General features: G+C 72.7%; 17 protein-coding genes. 11 read left to right on the forward strand and 6 right to left on the reverse strand.

Going from position 1 to position 17,462, the window contains the following annotated elements:
• Positions 1–393 precede the first annotated feature (393 nt).
• The 4 genes from ACIQCH_RS17495 to ACIQCH_RS17510 all read left to right on the forward strand — a co-directional run bounded on the left by ACIQCH_RS17495 (position 394) and on the right by ACIQCH_RS17510 (position 4,525).
• Positions 394–1,122: a hypothetical protein gene (locus ACIQCH_RS17495; protein WP_402581702.1), complete on the forward strand. Its 729-nt coding sequence runs from the start codon at positions 394–396 to the stop codon at positions 1,120–1,122.
• A 67-nt stretch (positions 1,123–1,189) separates the two neighbouring features.
• Positions 1,190–2,194 carry a deoxyribose-phosphate aldolase gene (gene deoC / locus ACIQCH_RS17500; RefSeq protein WP_402581704.1) on the forward strand — a complete coding sequence of 335 codons (1,005 nt, stop codon included), beginning with the start codon at positions 1,190–1,192 and terminating at the stop codon, positions 2,192–2,194.
• Between the two features lie 5 nt (positions 2,195–2,199).
• Entirely contained in the window at positions 2,200–3,636 is a 1,437-nt protein-coding gene (locus ACIQCH_RS17505) for an aldehyde dehydrogenase family protein (RefSeq protein ID WP_402581705.1), read from the forward strand.
• Positions 3,629–4,525, forward strand: a complete 897-nt coding sequence (locus tag ACIQCH_RS17510; protein ID WP_402581707.1) for an aldehyde dehydrogenase family protein — start codon at positions 3,629–3,631, stop codon at positions 4,523–4,525. The genes ACIQCH_RS17505 and ACIQCH_RS17510 overlap by 8 nt, the downstream gene beginning before the upstream one ends.
• Before the next feature lie 128 nt (positions 4,526–4,653).
• Here the strand turns inward: ACIQCH_RS17510 and ACIQCH_RS17515 are convergent, their stop codons facing one another.
• Positions 4,654–4,998 carry a hypothetical protein gene (locus tag ACIQCH_RS17515; protein WP_402581709.1) on the reverse strand — a complete coding sequence of 115 codons (345 nt, stop codon included), beginning with the start codon at positions 4,996–4,998 and terminating at the stop codon, positions 4,654–4,656.
• A gap of 49 nt (positions 4,999–5,047) precedes the next feature.
• Between ACIQCH_RS17515 and ACIQCH_RS17520 the strand changes: the two genes are divergently transcribed.
• Positions 5,048–5,755: a uridine kinase gene (locus ACIQCH_RS17520; protein ID WP_402581710.1), complete on the forward strand. Its 708-nt coding sequence runs from the start codon at positions 5,048–5,050 to the stop codon at positions 5,753–5,755.
• A 159-nt stretch (positions 5,756–5,914) separates the two neighbouring features.
• Here ACIQCH_RS17520 and ACIQCH_RS17525 read toward each other — a convergent pair whose 3' ends face one another.
• Positions 5,915–6,646, reverse strand: coding sequence for a SigE family RNA polymerase sigma factor (locus ACIQCH_RS17525; protein ID WP_402581711.1), 732 nt, complete (start codon positions 6,644–6,646; stop codon positions 5,915–5,917).
• 167 nt (positions 6,647–6,813) lie between these two features.
• Between ACIQCH_RS17525 and afsQ1 the strand changes: the two genes are divergently transcribed.
• From afsQ1 to ACIQCH_RS17545, 4 genes are all read left to right on the forward strand, one after another.
• Positions 6,814–7,491: a two-component system response regulator AfsQ1 gene (gene afsQ1 / locus ACIQCH_RS17530; RefSeq protein WP_402581712.1), complete on the forward strand. Its 678-nt coding sequence runs from the start codon at positions 6,814–6,816 to the stop codon at positions 7,489–7,491.
• Positions 7,389–8,978 (forward strand): ATP-binding protein, encoded by a 1,590-nt coding sequence (locus tag ACIQCH_RS17535; protein ID WP_402581945.1) that lies wholly within the window; start codon positions 7,389–7,391, stop codon positions 8,976–8,978. The genes afsQ1 and ACIQCH_RS17535 overlap by 103 nt, the downstream gene beginning before the upstream one ends.
• Positions 8,979–8,992: 14 nt before the next feature.
• A complete protein-coding gene (locus tag ACIQCH_RS17540) occupies positions 8,993–9,583 on the forward strand; it encodes a hypothetical protein (RefSeq protein WP_402581714.1) in 591 nt (196 codons plus the stop codon).
• A gap of 163 nt (positions 9,584–9,746) precedes the next feature.
• The gene (locus ACIQCH_RS17545) at positions 9,747–10,541 is read left to right on the forward strand and encodes a VOC family protein (protein WP_402581716.1); all 795 of its coding nucleotides are present in this window, start codon (positions 9,747–9,749) and stop codon (positions 10,539–10,541) included.
• 81 nt (positions 10,542–10,622) lie between these two features.
• Here ACIQCH_RS17545 and ACIQCH_RS17550 read toward each other — a convergent pair whose 3' ends face one another.
• From ACIQCH_RS17550 to ACIQCH_RS17565, 4 genes are all read right to left on the reverse strand, one after another.
• Positions 10,623–11,057 (reverse strand): CBS domain-containing protein, encoded by a 435-nt coding sequence (locus ACIQCH_RS17550; RefSeq protein WP_402581718.1) that lies wholly within the window; start codon positions 11,055–11,057, stop codon positions 10,623–10,625.
• Positions 11,058–11,182: 125 nt separating this feature from the next.
• Complete coding sequence (locus ACIQCH_RS17555) at positions 11,183–12,832, reverse strand: phospho-sugar mutase (RefSeq protein ID WP_402581947.1); 1,650 nt, start codon at positions 12,830–12,832, stop codon at positions 11,183–11,185.
• A 118-nt stretch (positions 12,833–12,950) separates the two neighbouring features.
• A complete protein-coding gene (locus tag ACIQCH_RS17560) occupies positions 12,951–13,757 on the reverse strand; it encodes a purine-nucleoside phosphorylase (RefSeq protein WP_402581720.1) in 807 nt (268 codons plus the stop codon).
• 369 nt (positions 13,758–14,126) lie between these two features.
• Positions 14,127–14,564, reverse strand: coding sequence for a gamma-glutamylcyclotransferase (locus tag ACIQCH_RS17565; RefSeq protein ID WP_402581722.1), 438 nt, complete (start codon positions 14,562–14,564; stop codon positions 14,127–14,129).
• Between the two features lie 211 nt (positions 14,565–14,775).
• Here ACIQCH_RS17565 and ACIQCH_RS17570 point away from each other — a divergent pair, with 211 nt between their 5' ends.
• A complete protein-coding gene (locus tag ACIQCH_RS17570; RefSeq protein ID WP_402581723.1) occupies positions 14,776–16,215 on the forward strand; it encodes an NAD(P)H-quinone dehydrogenase in 1,440 nt (479 codons plus the stop codon).
• Between the two features lie 175 nt (positions 16,216–16,390).
• Complete coding sequence (locus ACIQCH_RS17575; RefSeq protein ID WP_402581725.1) at positions 16,391–17,326, forward strand: DeoR/GlpR family DNA-binding transcription regulator; 936 nt, start codon at positions 16,391–16,393, stop codon at positions 17,324–17,326.
• Positions 17,327–17,462 lie beyond the last annotated feature (136 nt).

A 17,462-nucleotide genomic window follows, 5' to 3' on the forward strand; every position in this document is an offset into this window, starting at 1 on the left:
GCGGACAGGCCCCGGAAAGACGCCCGGGGCGGGTGTGAAGACTTCGGTCTGCTGAGTCCCTCGACCCGGGTCAGCGCCTCGGATCGCTACGCCCCACTGGTTCGGGTGGCGGGTGCGGCGGGGTGGGGGCTGGGCATATGCCGCGCACGATCGCTGCGCCCCTCCGGTGCGGTGGCGGGTGCGGGTGGGTGGGGGCTGGGCATAAGCCGCCCACGGTCGCTACGCCCCACTGGTCGGCTCTGCGGCTGCCGAGCCGATGGGGGCTGGACGTAGCCGCTTACGGTCGCTGCACCCCCTTGGTCGGGTGCGGGTGCGGGACGGTTGGTTGGGCATGAGACGGGGACGACCATCCGTCGGACCCGCATCTCGGGGACAATGCTCCAAGGAGTAGTCATGCGCGCCCTTCGTACTTCGTTCGTCGCCCTCGCCGCCGCCGGCGCTCTTCTGGCCCCCGCGGCCGGTACGGTCCTGGCTGCGGGCGGGGCGGGTGCCGGGACGGTGCGCGGCACCGTGTCGGCGGCGCCGGTGGATGACAGTCGGTATCTGGGGCGGGCGGTTCCGATCGGGAACGGGCTGGTCGCGGTGCTGCGCAACGACGGGGCGACCGGGCCGGAGGCGTGGATCCGCTACGTGGGGCCGGACTGGACGCCCGGTGAGACGTACATGGTGCGGGTGGTGGGTCTCCTGGACGCTCGGCATCCCAGGGCGCGGATCAACGGTCTGGAGCTGGCCCTGGTGCGGCAGGGGTCCGGCCGGCCGGTGCTCGAGGTCACCAAGGGCGGTGCCACCAAGGCGTACGCGCTTCCGGTGCGCGGTTCCGATCTGGGGCGCGGGTGTGTCTCGCAGGTTCGGCGGACGGATCTGGGCGCGGGCGTGTTCGCGGACCTCACCACGTCGTCCAAGGGTCCGCAGGCCGTCCTGCGCGAGTGGGCCGCCCCCGCGAAGTCCTTCGCGACGCTGGATCGTGAGCACCCTGCGCTGCCCGACTCGGCCGGCTTCGTCGCCCGCATCACGGGGGCGGGCGGTTCGGGGCCGGTGCTGGAGTGGAAGACCCAGGGCGGCCCGGCTCCTTACGGCCACCAGGCCTTTCCCGCGCTGCCGGAGGGCTGCCGCGGCGCCTGAGCCGGAGCGGGGTGGCGGCGGATCCCGTCACAGATGGGTTACGTCGGGCTCGAAGGAGCGACAGGGGATGACAGGTCGCTACGCGCGTAGATATGCTCATCTGGTGACCATGCCCACCACATCCCCCGCATTCGCTGACGTGACGACGTCCGACAGCGCACTGCGCCGCTTCCTTCATGGGCTGCCCGGCGTCGACGCCGTCGGCCTGGAGGCCCGCGCGGCTGCGCTCGGCACCCGTTCGATCAAGACCTCGGCCAAGGCCTTCGCCATCGACCTGGCCATCTCGATGATCGACCTGACGACGCTGGAAGGCGCGGACACCCCGGGCAAGGTCCGGGCCCTCGCCGCCAAGGCCGTCAACCCCGACCCGACCGACCGGACCACGCCGATGACCGCCGCGGTATGCGTCTACCCCGACATGGTGGCCGCCGCCAAGGCGGCCCTGGGCGGCGCCGACGTCAAGGTGGCGTCGGTGGCGACGGCCTTCCCGGCCGGGCGCGCCGCGCTGCCGGTCAAGCTCGCCGACACCCGCGACGCCGTTGCGGCGGGCGCCGACGAGATCGACATGGTGATCGACCGCGGGGCGTTCCTCGCCGGCCGGTACCTGGAGACCTACGAGCTGATCCGGTCCGTGAAGGAGGCCTGCGTCCGCGAGGACGGGTCCGCCGCGCGGCTGAAGGTGATCTTCGAGACCGGGGAGCTGTCGACGTACGACAACATCCGCCGGGCCTCCTGGATCGGCATGATGGCCGGCGCCGACTTCATCAAGACCTCGACGGGCAAGGTCGGCGTCAACGCCACCCCCGCGAACACCCTGCTCATGCTCGAAGCCGTACGCGACTTCCGGGCGCAGACTGGAATCCAGGTCGGAGTGAAGCCGGCCGGTGGCATCCGGACCACGAAGGACGCGATCAAGTTCCTGGTCCTGGTCAACGAGACCGTCGGCGAGGACTGGCTGAGCAACGAGTGGTTCCGGTTCGGCGCCTCCAGCCTGCTGAACGACCTGCTCATGCAGCGCCAGAAGCTGAGCACCGGGCGTTACTCCGGTCCCGACTACGTGACGGTGGACTGATCATCATGGCTTCCCTTTTCGAGTACGCGCCGGCGCCCGAGTCGCGCTCCGTCGTGGACATCGCGCCGTCGTACGGCCTGTTCATCGACGGTGAGTTCACCGACGCCGCCGACGGCAAGGTCTTCAAGACCGTCAGCCCGAGCAGCGAGGAGGTGCTGTCCGAGGTCGCGCAGGCCGGTGCCGCCGACGTGGACCGCGCCGTGAAGGCCGCCCGCCGCGCCTTCGAGAAGTGGTCGGCGCTGCCCGGCTCCGAGCGCGCCAAGTACCTCTTCCGCATCGCCCGGATCATCCAGGAGCGCAGCCGCGAGCTGGCCGTCCTGGAGACCCTGGACAACGGCAAGCCGATCAAGGAGACCCGCGACGCGGACCTCCCGCTGGTCGCCGCGCACTTCTTCTACTACGCGGGCTGGGCCGACAAGCTCGACCACGCCGGCTACGGGGCGAACCCCCGGCCGCTGGGCGTGGCCGGCCAGGTCATCCCGTGGAACTTCCCGCTGCTGATGCTGGCGTGGAAGATCGCCCCGGCGCTGGCCGCGGGCAACACCGTGGTGCTGAAGCCCGCCGAGACCACGCCGCTCAGCGCCCTGTTCTTCGCGGACATCTGCCGCCAGGCCGGTCTGCCCAGGGGCGTCGTCAACATCATCCCCGGGTACGGGGACGCCGGTGCCGAGCTGGTGGCGCACCCCGACGTGAACAAGGTGGCGTTCACCGGGTCCACGGCCGTGGGCAAGGCGATCGCCCGGCAGGTGGCGGGGACCGACAAGAAGGTCACGCTGGAGCTGGGCGGCAAGGGCGCCAACATCGTCTTCGACGACGCGCCGATCGACCAGGCCGTCGAGGGCATCGTCAACGGGATCTTCTTCAACCAGGGCCAGGTCTGCTGCGCGGGCTCCCGGCTGCTGGTGCAGGAGTCCGTCCACGACGAGCTCCTGGACTCGCTGAAGCGACGGCTGTCGACGCTGCGGCTGGGCGACCCGCTCGACAAGAACACCGACATCGGTGCGATCAACTCCGAGGAGCAGCTCGCCCGCATCACCGCCCTCGCCGAGGCCGGCGAGGCGGAGGGCGCCGAGCGCTGGTCCCCGGCCTGCGAGCTGCCGGAGTCCGGCTACTGGTTCGCCCCGACGCTGTTCACGAACGTCACCCAGGCGCACACCATCGCCCGCGACGAGATCTTCGGCCCGGTGCTGTCCGTGCTGACCTTCCGCACGCCGGACGAGGCCGTCGCCAAGGCCAACAACAGCCAGTACGGCCTGTCCGCGGGCATCTGGACGGAGAAGGGCTCGCGCATCCTCGCGGTCGCCGGCAAGCTCCGCGCCGGTGTCGTGTGGGCCAACACGTTCAACAAGTTCGACCCGACCTCGCCCTTCGGCGGCTACAAGGAGTCGGGCTTCGGCCGCGAGGGCGGTCGCCACGGCCTGGAGGCTTACCTCGATGTCTGAGTCGACCACGCGTCTGAATGTCTTCAAGACCTACAAGCTGTACGTGGGCGGGAAGTTCCCCCGCTCCGAGAGCGGGCGGGTGTACGAGGTGACGGACTCCAAGGGCAAGTGGCTGGCCAACGCCCCGCTGTCGTCCCGCAAGGACGCGCGTGACGCGGTCGTCGCGGCCCGCAAGGCCTTCGGCGGCTGGTCGGGCGCCACGGCGTACAACCGCGGCCAGGTCCTCTACCGCATCGCCGAGATGCTGGAGGGTCGCCGCGACCAGTTCGTGCGCGAGGTGGCGGACGCCGAGGGGCTGTCGAAGTCCAAGGCCGCCGCGCAGGTCGACGCCGCGATCGACCGCTGGGTCTGGTACGCGGGCTGGACGGACAAGATCGCGCAGGTCGTGGGCGGGGCGAACCCGGTCGCGGGGCCGTTCTTCAACCTGTCGACCCCGGAGCCGACGGGCGTGGTGACGGTCGTCGCGCCCCAGGAGTCCTCGTTCCTGGGCCTGGTGTCCGTGATCGCCCCGGTGATCGCGACCGGCAACACCGCCGTGGTCATCGCCTCCGAGCACGCGCCGCTGCCGGCACTGTCCCTGGGCGAGGTGCTGGCCACCTCCGACCTGCCGGGCGGCGTGGTCAACGTCCTGTCCGGCAAGGCGTCCGAGATGGGCCCGCACCTGGCGGCCCACCAGGACGTCAACGGGATCGACCTGGCGGGTGCCGACGGGGCCCTGGCCAAGGAGCTGGAGGTCGCGGCGGCGGACAACCTCAAGCGCGTGCTGCGTCCACAGCCTGTGGACGACTGGGCGGCCGACCCGGGCACGGGCCGCATGACCGCCTTCCTGGAGACGAAGACGGTCTGGCACCCGACGGGTTCGCTGGGCGCCTCCGGCTCCTCGTACTAGCCACCGCCGCTGCGGGTACGGGCCGTCCCCCGTACCCCGCACCGAGCCCCCGGCCGCGTCGCACGCGGCCGGGGGCTCGGTGGTTTCCTCCACAGGCTGTGTACGCGCGCCGGGGCCCGCGGGCGGGCTCAGCCCGGCAGCAGCGGGGAGAGCAGGGCCACGCCGGGGAGCTCGCCGATCTTGGCGCCCTTGGTGACGGTGTCCGTGACGGCGGTGGTGCTCAGCGGCTTGAAGTCGCCGAGCGAGGTTCCCACCCCGTTGTCCAGCGGGTCCACGCCCGTGTTCGCCAACGGGTCGACCTGGAGGGCCTTCACCGGCCCGAGGGTGCCGGCCAGCGCGTCCGGCACCGAGACCTCGCTCGCCTGCGCGCCCGCACCGGCGAGCCCGAGGGCCGCGCCGGCCATCGAGACGGCCAGGCCCGCGTTGAGCAGGGTGCGGCGGGCGCTGCCGCCCGGGACTGCGTGACGTGCCATGGGAGACCTGCCTTGTAATCGGGTGTGCGCGCAGCGTAGTTGAGATGTGATGCTGAATACCAACGGGCCCCGGAAGGAGTCCCCTACGCGGGGTAATGCCGCACACTGGTGTCCCGTGAGCTGTTCATCTCCCCTTCCGACGCGCGTCGTCCTGCTGACGGGTCCCTCCGGCTCGGGCAAGTCCTCCCTCGCCGCGCGCTCCGGCCTTCCGGTGCTGCGCCTGGACGACTTCTACAAGGAGGCCGGCGACCCGACCCTCCCGCTCGTCGAGGGCAGCTCCGACATCGACTGGGACTCGCCGCTGTCCTGGGACGCGGACACGGCCGTACGGGCGGTTTCGGAGCTGTGCCGGACCGGGCGCACCGACGTGCCGGTGTACGACATCGCCACCAGCTCGCGCACCGGGAGCGAGACCCTCGAGATCTCGCGGACGCCGCTGTTCATCGCCGAGGGCATCTTCGCGGCGGACATCGCCGCGCGCTGCCAGGAGCTGGGTCTGCTGGGCGACGCGATATGCCTGCGCGGGCGCCCCTCGACGACCTTCCGCCGCCGGCTGCTGCGGGACCTGCGCGAGGGCCGCAAGTCGGTTCCGTTCCTGCTGCGGCGGGGCTGGCGCCTGATGCGTGCCGAACGGGCGATCGTGGCGCGGCACGTGGCGCTGGGCGCGCACGCGTGTGCGCGGGACGAGGCGCTGGGCCGGCTGGCCGCCGCGGCCGCCGGTCGCCACCGTGGGGCGCGTACGGCGGCGACGGCCTAGAAACGGCCCGGAAACGGCCTGGAAGACGCGAAGGAGCGGGACCGACAGCGGACCCCCGACCGCTTTCGATCCCGCTCCCTCATCCCCCTCGGCCCCCGTCTCACCCCCGCAAGACGGGCCCCCGTGGCCGCGTGGAGCTCCAGCTGGTCGCGTGTGCGACTACGCGACCAGCTCGCCGAAGGACTCGGCCTCGGACTCGCCGAAGCTGAGTGACTCGTCGTCGCGCAGCCGGCGCAGGGAGCGCCAGATGCTCGACTTCACGGTGCCGACACTGATGTCCAGGATCTCCGCGATCTCCGGGTCGGTGCGGCCCTCGTAGTACCGCAGCACCAGCATCGTGCGCTGCGGCTCGGGCAGCTTCGCCAGCGCCTGCCAGAGCACCGCGCGCAACTCCGTGCCGCGCATCGCGTCGGTCTCGCCCACCGTCTCCGGCAGCTCCTCCGTCGGGTACTCGTTGAGCTTGCGCCGGCGCCAGGCGCTGATGTGCAGGTTCGTCATGGTGCGGCGCAGGTAGCCGCCGACCGCCGCCTTGTCGGTGATCCGGTCCCAGGCGCGGTACGTGGAGAACAGCGCGCTCTGCAGCAGGTCCTCGGCCTCGTAGCGGTCACCGGTCAGGTGGTAGGCCGTCGCGTACAGCGCGGCGCGCCGCTCGCGGACGTAGGCGGTGAACTCGGCCTCGGCGGTGGCGGACAGCCGCTTGTCCTCGGGCCGCTCCGCAGGAGCGGCGCCGCGGGCCGCGGGAACCGCGACGGGCAGCTGGTACGTGTTCGCGTCGATGGCCACCACGTGCGAGGAGCGGGTGCGGCCCGCGCCACGGGCGGCCGCTCGGCGACCCGCATCGTGGAGCCGCGTGACAACCGCGCTGGTGGCGGTGGACTGCAGCGTGTTCATCTCGCGCCCCCGTCGTGGATTCCGGCTTGTTCCGACGAGAAGAACTCTGCCCGGCCCACTTAACCGAGGTGTCCGCCGACTGTCACAGCCGTGTCACAGCGACCCCGGGACGTCTCGTGGCGTCCTGACGGTCGAAGCGGAAGCGGGCCATGCGACAGAATGAGCCCGTGCCTTTCCTGTTGCTGATCGAGGATGACGACGCCATCCGCACGGCCCTCGAGCTCTCGCTGACCCGCCAGGGCCACCGCGTGGCCGCTGCGGCGACCGGCGAGGACGGTCTGAAACTGCTGCGCGAGCAGCGGCCCGACCTGATCGTGCTCGACGTGATGCTGCCCGGGATCGACGGCTTCGAGGTGTGCCGGCGCATCCGCCGCACCGACCAGCTGCCGATCATCCTGCTGACCGCGCGCAGCGACGACATCGACGTGGTGGTGGGCCTCGAGTCCGGCGCCGACGACTACGTCGTCAAGCCCGTCCAGGGGCGGGTGCTCGACGCCCGCATCCGGGCGGTGCTGCGCCGCGGCGAGCGGGAGGCCAGCGACTCGGCGGTGTTCGGCTCGCTGGTGATCGACCGGGCCGCGATGACCGTGACCAAGAACGGCGAGGACCTGCAGCTCACGCCGACCGAGCTGCGGCTGCTGCTGGAGCTCAGCCGTCGGCCCGGGCAGGCGCTCTCGCGCCAGCAGTTGCTGCGGCTCGTGTGGGAGCACGACTACCTGGGCGACTCCCGCCTGGTGGACGCCTGCGTGCAGCGGCTGCGGGCCAAGGTCGAGGACGTGCCGTCCTCGCCCACGCTGATCCGGACCGTACGCGGCGTCGGCTACCGCCTGGACTCCCCGCAGTGATCCGCGCGCTGCTCGCGGGCCGGCGCTGGACCAGCCTGCGGCTGCGGCTGATCGTCGTGTTCGGGCTGGTCGCACTGACCGCCGCCGTGTCCGCCTCCGGGATCGCGTACTGGCTCAACCGCGAGGCGGTGCTCACGCGCACCCAGGACGCGGCCCTGCGCGACTTCCGCCAGGGCATGCAGACCCGTGCCGCCGCCCTGCCCGCCGACCCCCAGCCGGAGGAGCTCCAGCGCACCGCCGAGCTGATGGCGGGCGCCAGCCCGGGCTTCAGCGTGCTGCTGGTCGACGAGGCGAAGGACGGCCGCAAGGTGATCGGGACCGCCGGTCCCGCGCCCTTCCAGCTGACCGACGTGCCCGGCTCGCTCCAGCAGGCCGTCAACGACCGGCAGAAGGTGACCGCCGCCAACGACGCGGAGTACCACGTCTACTGGCAGCGGACCCAGCGCAAGGGCACCCCGTACCTGGTCGGCGGCACCCGCATCGTCGGCGGCGGACCGACCGGTTACATGTACAAGTCGCTGGCCCAGGAGAAGGACGACCTGAACTCGCTGGCCTGGTCGCTGGGCATCGCCACCGCGCTCGCCCTGCTCGGCTCGGCGCTGCTCGCGCAGGCCGCCGCCACCACGGTCCTCAAGCCCGTGCAGCGGCTCGGGGACGCGGCCCGGCGGCTCGGCGAGGGCAAGCTCGACACCCGGCTCGACGTCTCCGGCACCGACGAACTCGCCGACCTGTCCCGTACGTTCAACAGGACGGCCGAGGCGCTGGAGAAGAAGGTCGCCGACATGAGCTCCCGCGAGGAGTCGTCGCGGCGCTTCGTGGCGGACATGTCGCACGAGCTGCGCACGCCGCTGACCGCGCTGACGGCCGTGACCGAGGTGCTCGAGGAGGAGATGGACGACCTCGACCCGATGATCGCGCCCGCGGTGGAGCTGGTGGTCAGCGAGACGCGGCGGCTCAACGTCCTGGTCGAGAACCTCATGGAGGTCACCCGCTTCGACGCCGGCACCGCCCGCCTGGTGGTGGACGACGTGGACGTCGCCGACCAGGTCACCGCCTGCATCGACGCGCGGGCCTGGCTGGACGCCGTCGAACTCGACGCGGAGCGCGGCATCGTGGTGCGCCTGGACCCGCGCCGGCTCGACGTGATCCTGGCCAACCTCATCGGCAACGCCCTCAAGCACGGCGGCTCGCCGGTGCGGGTGTCGGTGCGCACGGAGACGGGCGAGCAGGGCGACGCACTCGTGATCGCCGTCAAGGACAACGGGCCGGGCATCCCCGAGGACGTGCTGCCGCACGTCTTCGACCGGTTCTACAAGGCCAGTGCCTCCCGGCCGCGTTCGGACGGCAGCGGCCTCGGGCTCTCCATCGCCATGGAGAACGCCCACATCCACGGCGGCGACATCACCGCCGAGAACGCGCCGGAGGGCGGCGCGCTGTTCACACTGCGGCTGCCCGCGCCGCCGCTCGGAGAGGCCGGTACGAGATGAGGGCCCGCTGGGTCGTGTGCGTCGTGTCCCTGGGGCTGCTCGGCTCGGGTTGCGGGATCCGCGCCACGACGGTGCCGGTGGACGTGGGCGCGGCCCCCTCGCGGGTGTCGTGCGACACCTCCGCGCCGCCGGCGCAGCCGGCCGGCCGGGAGGGCGTCCGGGTCGAGGTCCAACTGGTCTGCGGCTCGCAGCTGGTGGCCGTGGAGCGGGTGCTCGCCGGGGTCGACAAGCGGCCGGTGCGCGCGGCGCAGTCGCTGCTCGCCGAGCTGGAGCAGTCGCTGTCGGCGGAGGAGCGGGACGCCGGGTTCTCGACGGAGGTGGGCGCCGAGCTGAGCGTGGCGCCGGCCCGGCCGGGGGACCCCAAGGGAACGCTGCGGCTGAGCCGCCGGCCGGAGGACCTGCCGCCGCTGGCGCTGGCCCAGATCGTGTGCACCTTCGCGGACAGCGGGGTGGCCGGCGGCGGGCGCGTGGTGCTGGGCGGGCCCGACACGGATCCGCCGCGGGCGTGGGAGTGCACGGAGGCGGTACGGGACCGGCCCGAGTCGGTGCCGACGCTGGGCGAGATCGTGCGGCCGACGTCGACGCCGTCGCCCTCGGCGTCGTAGCGCTCCCCGCGTACGCCGTCGGGGCGGCCCCGCCTGCGCCGTCGTGGCGTCCCCCGAGGGGGTGATACGGCGGCGCCGTCGGGGTGCGGGGTGCCGGGGAGTCCGGGAGGGTGGCCGGGGACATCCGTACGAGACCCGCGAACCCCGAAAGGCGGTCGGACGCATGCTCGGCACCGACTTCGTGCACGGCTCCCCCAACTGGATCGACATCGGCTCCCCCGACACCGCGGCCACCGCCGAGTTCTACTCCGCGGTCCTCGGCTGGACCTTCGTCTCCGCGGGCCCCGACGCGGGCGGCTACGGCTTCTTCCAGGTCGACGGGAAGACCGTCGGCGCGGTCGGCCCGCTCACCGAGGAGGGCGCCCGCTCCGCGTGGATGGTGTACTTCCAGAGCGACGACGCGGCCGCGACCACCCAGGCCGTCCTCAAGGGCGGCGGGACGGTCCGCGCCGAGCCGATGGACGTGATGGGCGAGGGCTGGCTGGCGCAGTACACCGACCCGCACGGCGCGCAGTTCGCGATCTGGCAGCCCGGGAAGACCAAGGGCCTGGGGCGGGCCTCGGACGACAACAGCCTGGTGTGGGTCGAGCTGATGGCGAAGGACCCGACCGCCGCGATCGCCTTCTACAAGGGGCTGTTCGACTGGCGCCACCAGGACATGCAGACCCCGGGCATGGTCTACCGCGTGCTCTCCGTGGCGGACGGCGACTTCGAGCAGGGCTCCTTCGGCGGGGTCGCGCCGCGCGACGCCATGCCGACCGAGACGCTGCCGCCGCCGCGCTGGATCCCGTACTTCATGGTCGCGGACGTGGACGACGTCGCGCGCCGGACCCAGGGCGCGGGCGGGGGCGTGGTCATGCCCGCGACGGACGTGCCGGACGTGGGCCGGATGGCGTGGTTGTCGGACCCGCACGGGGCGCACTTCGCGATGCTGAAGCCGGACCCGCGGATGGGCTGAGGCCCCGCACGGCGCGCGGCACCGGCCGGGGACCGGTGCCGCGTCGTCGTGGTCGTGGTCGTGGTCGGGGGCGGCGGGCGGTCAGTGCGTGTAGACGCGCGAGGCGAACTCGGCGATCTGCTCGTCCGACAGGTTCTTGGCGATGTTCGCCTCCGTGATCATGCCGCACAGCCGGTGGCCGTTCTTGACGTCGATCACCGGCAGGCGCTTGATCTGGTGCACCTCCATGAGGTCCACGGCCTGCTGGGCGTCGTCGTCCGCGCCGATCCAGTGCAGGGCGCCACCCAGCTCGCCGGCCTTCATCTCGGCCACGTCGCGGCCCTCGGCGCAGCACTTGACGATGACGTCGCGGTCGGTGATGAGGCCCTGGAGCTTCTGGTCGTCGCCGCAGATCGGCAGACAGCCCACGTTCAGGTCGCGCATCATGCGGCAGGCTTCCAGCAGGGTCTGGTGCTCGCCCACGCACTGCACCCCGGCGGTCATGATGTCCCGGGCGGTCAGCTTCTTCGTGGCCATGATTCCTCCCGCGGTCGCGGTGTCCGAAGCTTCGTCCTTCGAGCACAGCACGGACGGCGGCCGACCGCGCGCCGGGAGGTACGCCGAAGGCCCCGGACCGGTGGGGTCCGGGGCCTTCGCCGGGCTCACAGGCCCATGGCCTCCGCGAGGTCCTTCTTGATGCCGGCGAGCACCTCCGCGCCGCGGGCGCGGGCCGGGGCCAGGTCGGCGGCGTCCGCCACCGGTACCACGACCTCCAGGTAGCACTTCAGCTTCGGCTCGGTGCCGGACGGGCGGACGATCACCCGCGCCTTGTAGGCGCCCTCGAGGTAGTAGCGCAGGCCGTCGGTGGGCGGCAGCTTGCCGGAGCCCTCGGCGAGGTCCTCGGCGGAGACCACGCGCAGCCCGGCCAGGGCGACCGGCGGGCGCTCGCGCAGGGCGCGCATCGCGTCCGCGATGACCGCCAGGTCCGACACGCGCACCGACAGCTGGTCGGTGGCGTGCAGCCCGTGGGCCATCGCCAGGTCGTCCAGCAGGTCGGTCAGCGTGCGGCCCTGCTCCTTGAGCTCCGAGGCCAGCTCGGCGACCAGCAGGGCGGCGGTGACGCCGTCCTTGTCGCGCACGCCCTCGGGGTCCACGCAGTAGCCGAGCGCTTCCTCGTACCCGTACCGCAGGCCCTCGACGCGGCTGATCCACTTGAAGCCGGTCAGGGTCTCCTCGTAGGGGAGGCCGGCGGCGTCCGCGATCCGGCCCAGCAGCGAGGACGACACGATGGACTCCGCGAACGTGCCGCGGGCCCCCTTGTGCACCAGGTGCGCCGCGAGCAGCGCGCCCACCTCGTCGCCGCGCAGCATGCGCCAGCCGGCCGGGGCGTCGTCGTCGGGGACGGCCACGGCGCAGCGGTCGGCGTCCGGGTCGTTGGCGATCACGATGTCCGGGCCGGCCTCGGCGGCCGTGGCGAAGGCCAGGTCCATGGCGCCCGGCTCCTCGGGGTTCGGGAACGCCACGGTCGGGAAGGACGGGTCCGGCTCGGCCTGCGCCCGGACCAGCACCGGGTCGGGGAAGCCGTGCCGGGCGAACGCGGCCAGCACCACGTCCTTGCCGACGCCGTGCATGGCCGTGTAGACGACCCGCACGGACCGCGCGGACCCGGGGGTCAGGACGGCGTCCGTACGCGCCAGGTAGGCCTCCAGGACCTCGTCGCCGAGCTCCTCCCAGCCGTCCTCGGGACGCGGTACGGACGTCAGCGCGCCGACCGCCGCGATCTGCTCGGCGATCTGCGCGTCGGCGGGGGAGACGATCTGCGAGCCGTCGCCCAGGTACACCTTGTAGCCGTTGTCCCGGGGGGGATTGTGGCTCGCGGTGACCTCGACGCCGGCGACGGCACCCAGGTGCCTTATCGCGTAGGCGAGGACGGGGGTGGGCAGCGGCCGCGGCAGCACCGCGGCGCGCAGGCCGGCCCCGGTCATCACGGCGGCGGTGTCGCGCGCGAAGTCGGCGGACTTGTAGCGGGCGTCGTAGCCGACGACCACCAGGCCGCCGTCGTGGCCCTGGTCCTTCAGGTACGCGGCGAGTCCGGCCGCGGCGCGGATGACCACGGCGCGGTTCATCCGCATCGGACCGGCGCCGAGCTCGCCGCGCAGTCCGGCGGTGCCGAACTGGAGCGTCCCCGCGAAGCGGGTGGCCAGCTCCGCGGTGTCGCCGGCCTCGATGAGGCGGCCGAGTTCCTGGGCCGTCTCCGGGTCGGGGTCCTCCGCCTGCCAGGCCAGGGCCCGGCGCATCAGGTCGTCCTGCACATCTTCCGCCAGTTCAGCCACTTCATCCGCCTCTTCTCGTCGCTCCGCCTGTCGCTGTGCCCGTACGCCGCGGGGTGCGGCCGCGCCCCGTCGGGACCGTGCCGGTCCCGCGGGCGGCTCAGATCTTCTCGAGGACCTGGGTGAGCAGCTGGCCCATGCGGGCGGCCGAGTCGCGGCCCGCCTGGAGGACCTCCTCGTGGTTGAGCGGCTCGCCGGAGAGGCCGGCCGCCAGGTTGGTCACGAGGGAGATGCCCAGCACCTCGGCGCCGGCCTCGCGGGCCGCGATGGCCTCGAGGACGGTGGACATGCCGACGAGGTCCGCGCCCAGGACGCGGATCATGTTGATCTCGGCCGGGGTCTCGTAGTGCGGGCCGGGGAACTGCACGTACACGCCCTCTTCGAGGGTCGGGTCGATCTCCTTGCACATCGCGCGCAGGCGCGGGGAGTACAGGTCCGTGAGGTCCACGAAGTTCGCGCCGATGATCGGCGAGGCCGCGGTGAGGTTGAGGTGGTCGCTGATCAGGACCGGCTGGCCGGGCTTCATGCCCTCGCGCAGGCCACCGCAGCCGTTGGTCAGCACGATGGTCTTGCAGCCGGCGGCGACGGCGGTGCGCACGCCGTGGGCGACGGCGGCGACGCCGCGGCCCTCGTAGTAGTGCGTGCGGCCGAGGAACAGCAGGGCGCGCTTGTCGCCGATCTTGTACGAGCGGATCTTGCCGCCGTGTCCCTCGACGGCCGGGGGCGGGAACCCGGGCAGCTCGGTGACGGGGAACTCGAACTCGGGGGCGCCCAGGGCCTCGGCGGCCGGGGCCCAGCCGGAGCCCATGACGAGCGCGACGTCGTGGGTCTCGGCGCCGGTCAGCTCGCGCAGGCGGGCCGCGGCGGCAGCGGCGGAGGCGTGGGGGTCGATGGCAGTTGCGTTCACGCGGACGAGGGTAGCCGCTCAATCCCTACGCGCGTAGATGGCACAGCTCACGGTGTTCCGATCGTTGCCTTGTCGTTTCCGACGATATGGGTGGCGACGGGGGGATCGGGCGGGAGAGGCGAAGGGCTCCGAGGCGGCCGAGGCCCAGGCTCCGGGAGCCGTCGAACCCTGGCAGGCCGGCCCGTGGTGTGTGGGGGAGCCTCTTGAGGCGGCAGGGCCTGCGGGCCATGACGGGTCAAGAGGTGAGGGGACCCACACACCACGGGACGGCCCCACGAAGCGAGAGCCCACCCCGACACCGGCCCGGCGGCGGCTTCGTTCGCCACGGGGCCGGGGCGGCACTCACGTCGGGAGGTCGGGGTCCGACCCTCAGCACGGGCGCTTGCGCAGCTCCATCACGTAGTCGTGCGGGGCGCCCGCGGACTCGGCCGCGTCCGCGATCTCGCCGAGGTAGCGCGCCGAGGGGAGACCGCCCTCGTAGCCGTTGAGGACGTACACCCAGGCGGCCTCCTCGCCGTCGAGGGTGTGCACCCGGATCCGCATGCGGCGGTAGATGTCGAGCCCGACACCCTCCCAGCGGTCCATGGACTCCTCGTCGAGCGGAGCGATGTCGTACAGGGCGACGAAGACCTGCGAGCGCGGGGCCTCGACGACGGTGGCCAGCGCGCCTTCCCAGCCCATCTGCTCACCGCCGAAGGTGAGCCGCCAGCCGTTGATCCAGCCCGTGCCACGCAGCGGGGAGTGCGGTGCGCGGCGGGTCATCAGCCGCGCGTCGAGGTTGCCGGCGTACGCGGCGTAGAGCGACATGGTGTCGAGGGTACGGGAGGGGCGGCCGTGGGTGCTGTGCGCGCGGTCACCGGATTCGCATCCGGGCCCGGGCTCGTCCCCCGGGCCCGGGGGACGAGCCCGGGCCCGGAATGCGGGACAATGCTGTACGGACAGCATCCCCCGGGGAGAGAACCCCCGGACCCCCCGGCCGGGGCGGCAGCCGGCCGGGAAGACGTGAGGCGGACTTTTCGTGACCCGGATCGTGATCATCGGCGGCGGACCCGGCGGGTATGAGGCGGCGCTGGTAGGCGCCCAGCTCGGCGCGGAGGTGACCGTCGTCGACTGCGACGGTCTGGGCGGGGCGTCGGTGCTCACCGACTGCGTGCCCTCGAAGACCCTCATCGCGACGGCCGAGGTGATGACCACCTTCGACTCGTCGTACGAGGAGCTCGGCATCATCGTCGCCGACGACACCCCGCCGCTGGAGGACGCGGCCCGGGTGCACGGCGTGGACCTCGGCAAGGTCAACCGGCGTGTGAAGCGCCTGGCGCTGGCCCAGTCCCACGACATCACCGCCTCCGTGACCCGTGCGGGCGCCAAGGTGCTGCGCGGCCGCGGCAAGCTCGGCGGCCCGCAGGGCATCGACGGCACCCGCGACGTGATCGTCACGGCCGCCGACGGCACCGAGACGATCCTGACCGCCGACGCGGTGCTCATCGCCACCGGCGGCCACCCGCGCGAGATCCCCGACGCCCTGCCGGACGGCGAGCGGATCCTCAACTGGACGCAGGTGTACGACCTGGAGGAGACGCCCGAGGAGCTCATCGTGGTCGGCTCCGGCGTCACCGGCGCCGAGTTCGCCGGCGCGTACCAGGCGCTCGGCTCGCGCGTCACGCTCGTCTCCTCCCGCGACCGCGTCCTGCCGGGCGAGGACCCGGACGCGGCCGCCGTGCTGGAGGACGTCTTCCGCCGCCGCGGCATGAACGTCATCTCGCGAGCCCGCGCCGAGTCCGCCAAGCGCGTCGGCGACCGCGTCGAGGTCACGCTCGCCGACGGGCGCGTCATCTCCGGCACGCACTGCCTGATGGCCGTCGGCGCGATCCCGAACACCGCGGACATGAACCTGGAGGAGTCCGGGGTCAAGCTCAAGGAGTCGGGCCACATCTGGACCGACAAGGTCTCCCGCACCACCGCGCCCGGCGTGTACGCGGCCGGCGACGTGACCGGCATCTTCGCGCTGGCCTCGGTGGCGGCCATGCAGGGCCGCATCGCGATGTACCACTTCCTCGGTGACGCAGTGGCCCCGCTCAACCTGAAGACCGTCTCCTCGAACGTCTTCACCGACCCCGAGATCGCCACGGTCGGCTACACGCAGGCCGACGTCGACGCCGGCAAGATCGAGGCCCGTACGGTCAAGCTGCCGCTGCTGCGCAACCCGCGCGCGAAGATGCAGGGCATCCGGGACGGCTTCGTGAAGATGTTCTGCCGCCCGGGCACCGGGATCGTGGTGGGCGGCGTGGTCGTCGCGCCGCGCGCCAGTGAACTGATTCACCCCATCTCGATCGCGGTCGACAACAACCTGACGGTCGAGCAGATCGCAAACGCGTTCACCGTGTACCCCTCGCTGTCGGGATCGATCGCCGAGGTCGCCCGCCAGCTGCACACCCGCAAGCTCGCCGGCGAGGCGTAGTCCGCGCCAATCGCCGCCGTCCGCAAGGACATTGGGGCGGGGTGACGGGGCGTGGTGTGCGGCGGCCGAAGTCGCGGGCGCGTATATACCACTCGTCACCCCGCTGTGCGGACAACTTCGGTAATCCGGCGCAAAGAGCTGAAAGCAGACGGTCGTTGGGGTTACTGTCAGTTTCGTGTTCGCTGCAGAACGTCGCCAACTGATTCTCGAAATGGTGCGTGCCAACGGAGCGGTCTCGCTCCGGGAGCTCGCCCGCGTCGTCCAGACCTCCGAAGTGACCGTACGGCGGGACGTGCGGGCACTGGAGGCAGAAGGACTCCTCGACCGCCGGCACGGCGGTGCGGTCTTGCCGGGCGGATTCACGCGAGAGTCCGGCTTTCCGCAAAAGTCCCATCTCGCGACGGCGGAGAAGACCGCCATTGCCGATGTCGCCGCCGGCCTCGTCGAAGAAGGCGAGGCCGTCGTCGTCGGCGCGGGCACCACGACGCAGGAGCTGGCCCGCCGGCTCGCCCGGGTGCCCGGACTGACCGTCGTCACCAACTCCCTGCTGGTGGCCCAGGCCCTGGCGCACGCCAACCGGGTCGAGGTCGTGATGACCGGCGGCACCCTGCGCGGTTCGAACTACGCCCTCGTCGGCAGCGGGGCGGAGCAGTCCCTGCAGGGGCTGCGGGTCTCGCGGGCCTTCCTCAGCGGCAGCGGACTGACCGCGGAGCGGGGCCTGTCGACCTCGAACATGCTCTCGGCGAGCGTCGACCGGGCGCTGGTGCAGGCCGCGGCGGAGGTGGTCGTGCTGGCGGACCACACGAAGCTCGGCACCGACACCATGTTCCAGACGGTGCCGACCGACGTGATCACGCGGCTGGTCACCGACGAGCCGCCGGGGCACGACGACCGGGCGCAGACCGAGCTCCAGGCCCTGGCGGACCAAGGGGTGCAGGTCACGGTCGCCGGGACGTCCGTCGCCCCCGGCGACGGGCTGCCGGGCCGTCGGCCGCGGCGCGAGTCACCGCTGCCGGTCCAGCGCCGGGGCGGGCCCAGCGTGCCGCTGCGGGCCGCCCCGCTGGGCGATCCCGGCGAGCGGGCGCGGGTCGCGGACCTGCGGCGGCGGTAGCGGGCATCCAGGGGCCGACCGCGGCCCGGAGGGCCGCCGGGGGCCGTTCCGGCGGCCTCCCGGGCGTACGGCCGTTCCGGCGGCCTCCCCGGACGTACGACGTGAAGGCCCCCGCCCGGGAAGTGGGCGGGGGCCT

This window comes from Streptomyces sp. NPDC093225 (assembly GCF_044753805.1).
In the GTDB taxonomy this organism is placed as follows: Bacteria; Actinomycetota; Actinomycetes; order Streptomycetales; family Streptomycetaceae; genus Streptomyces.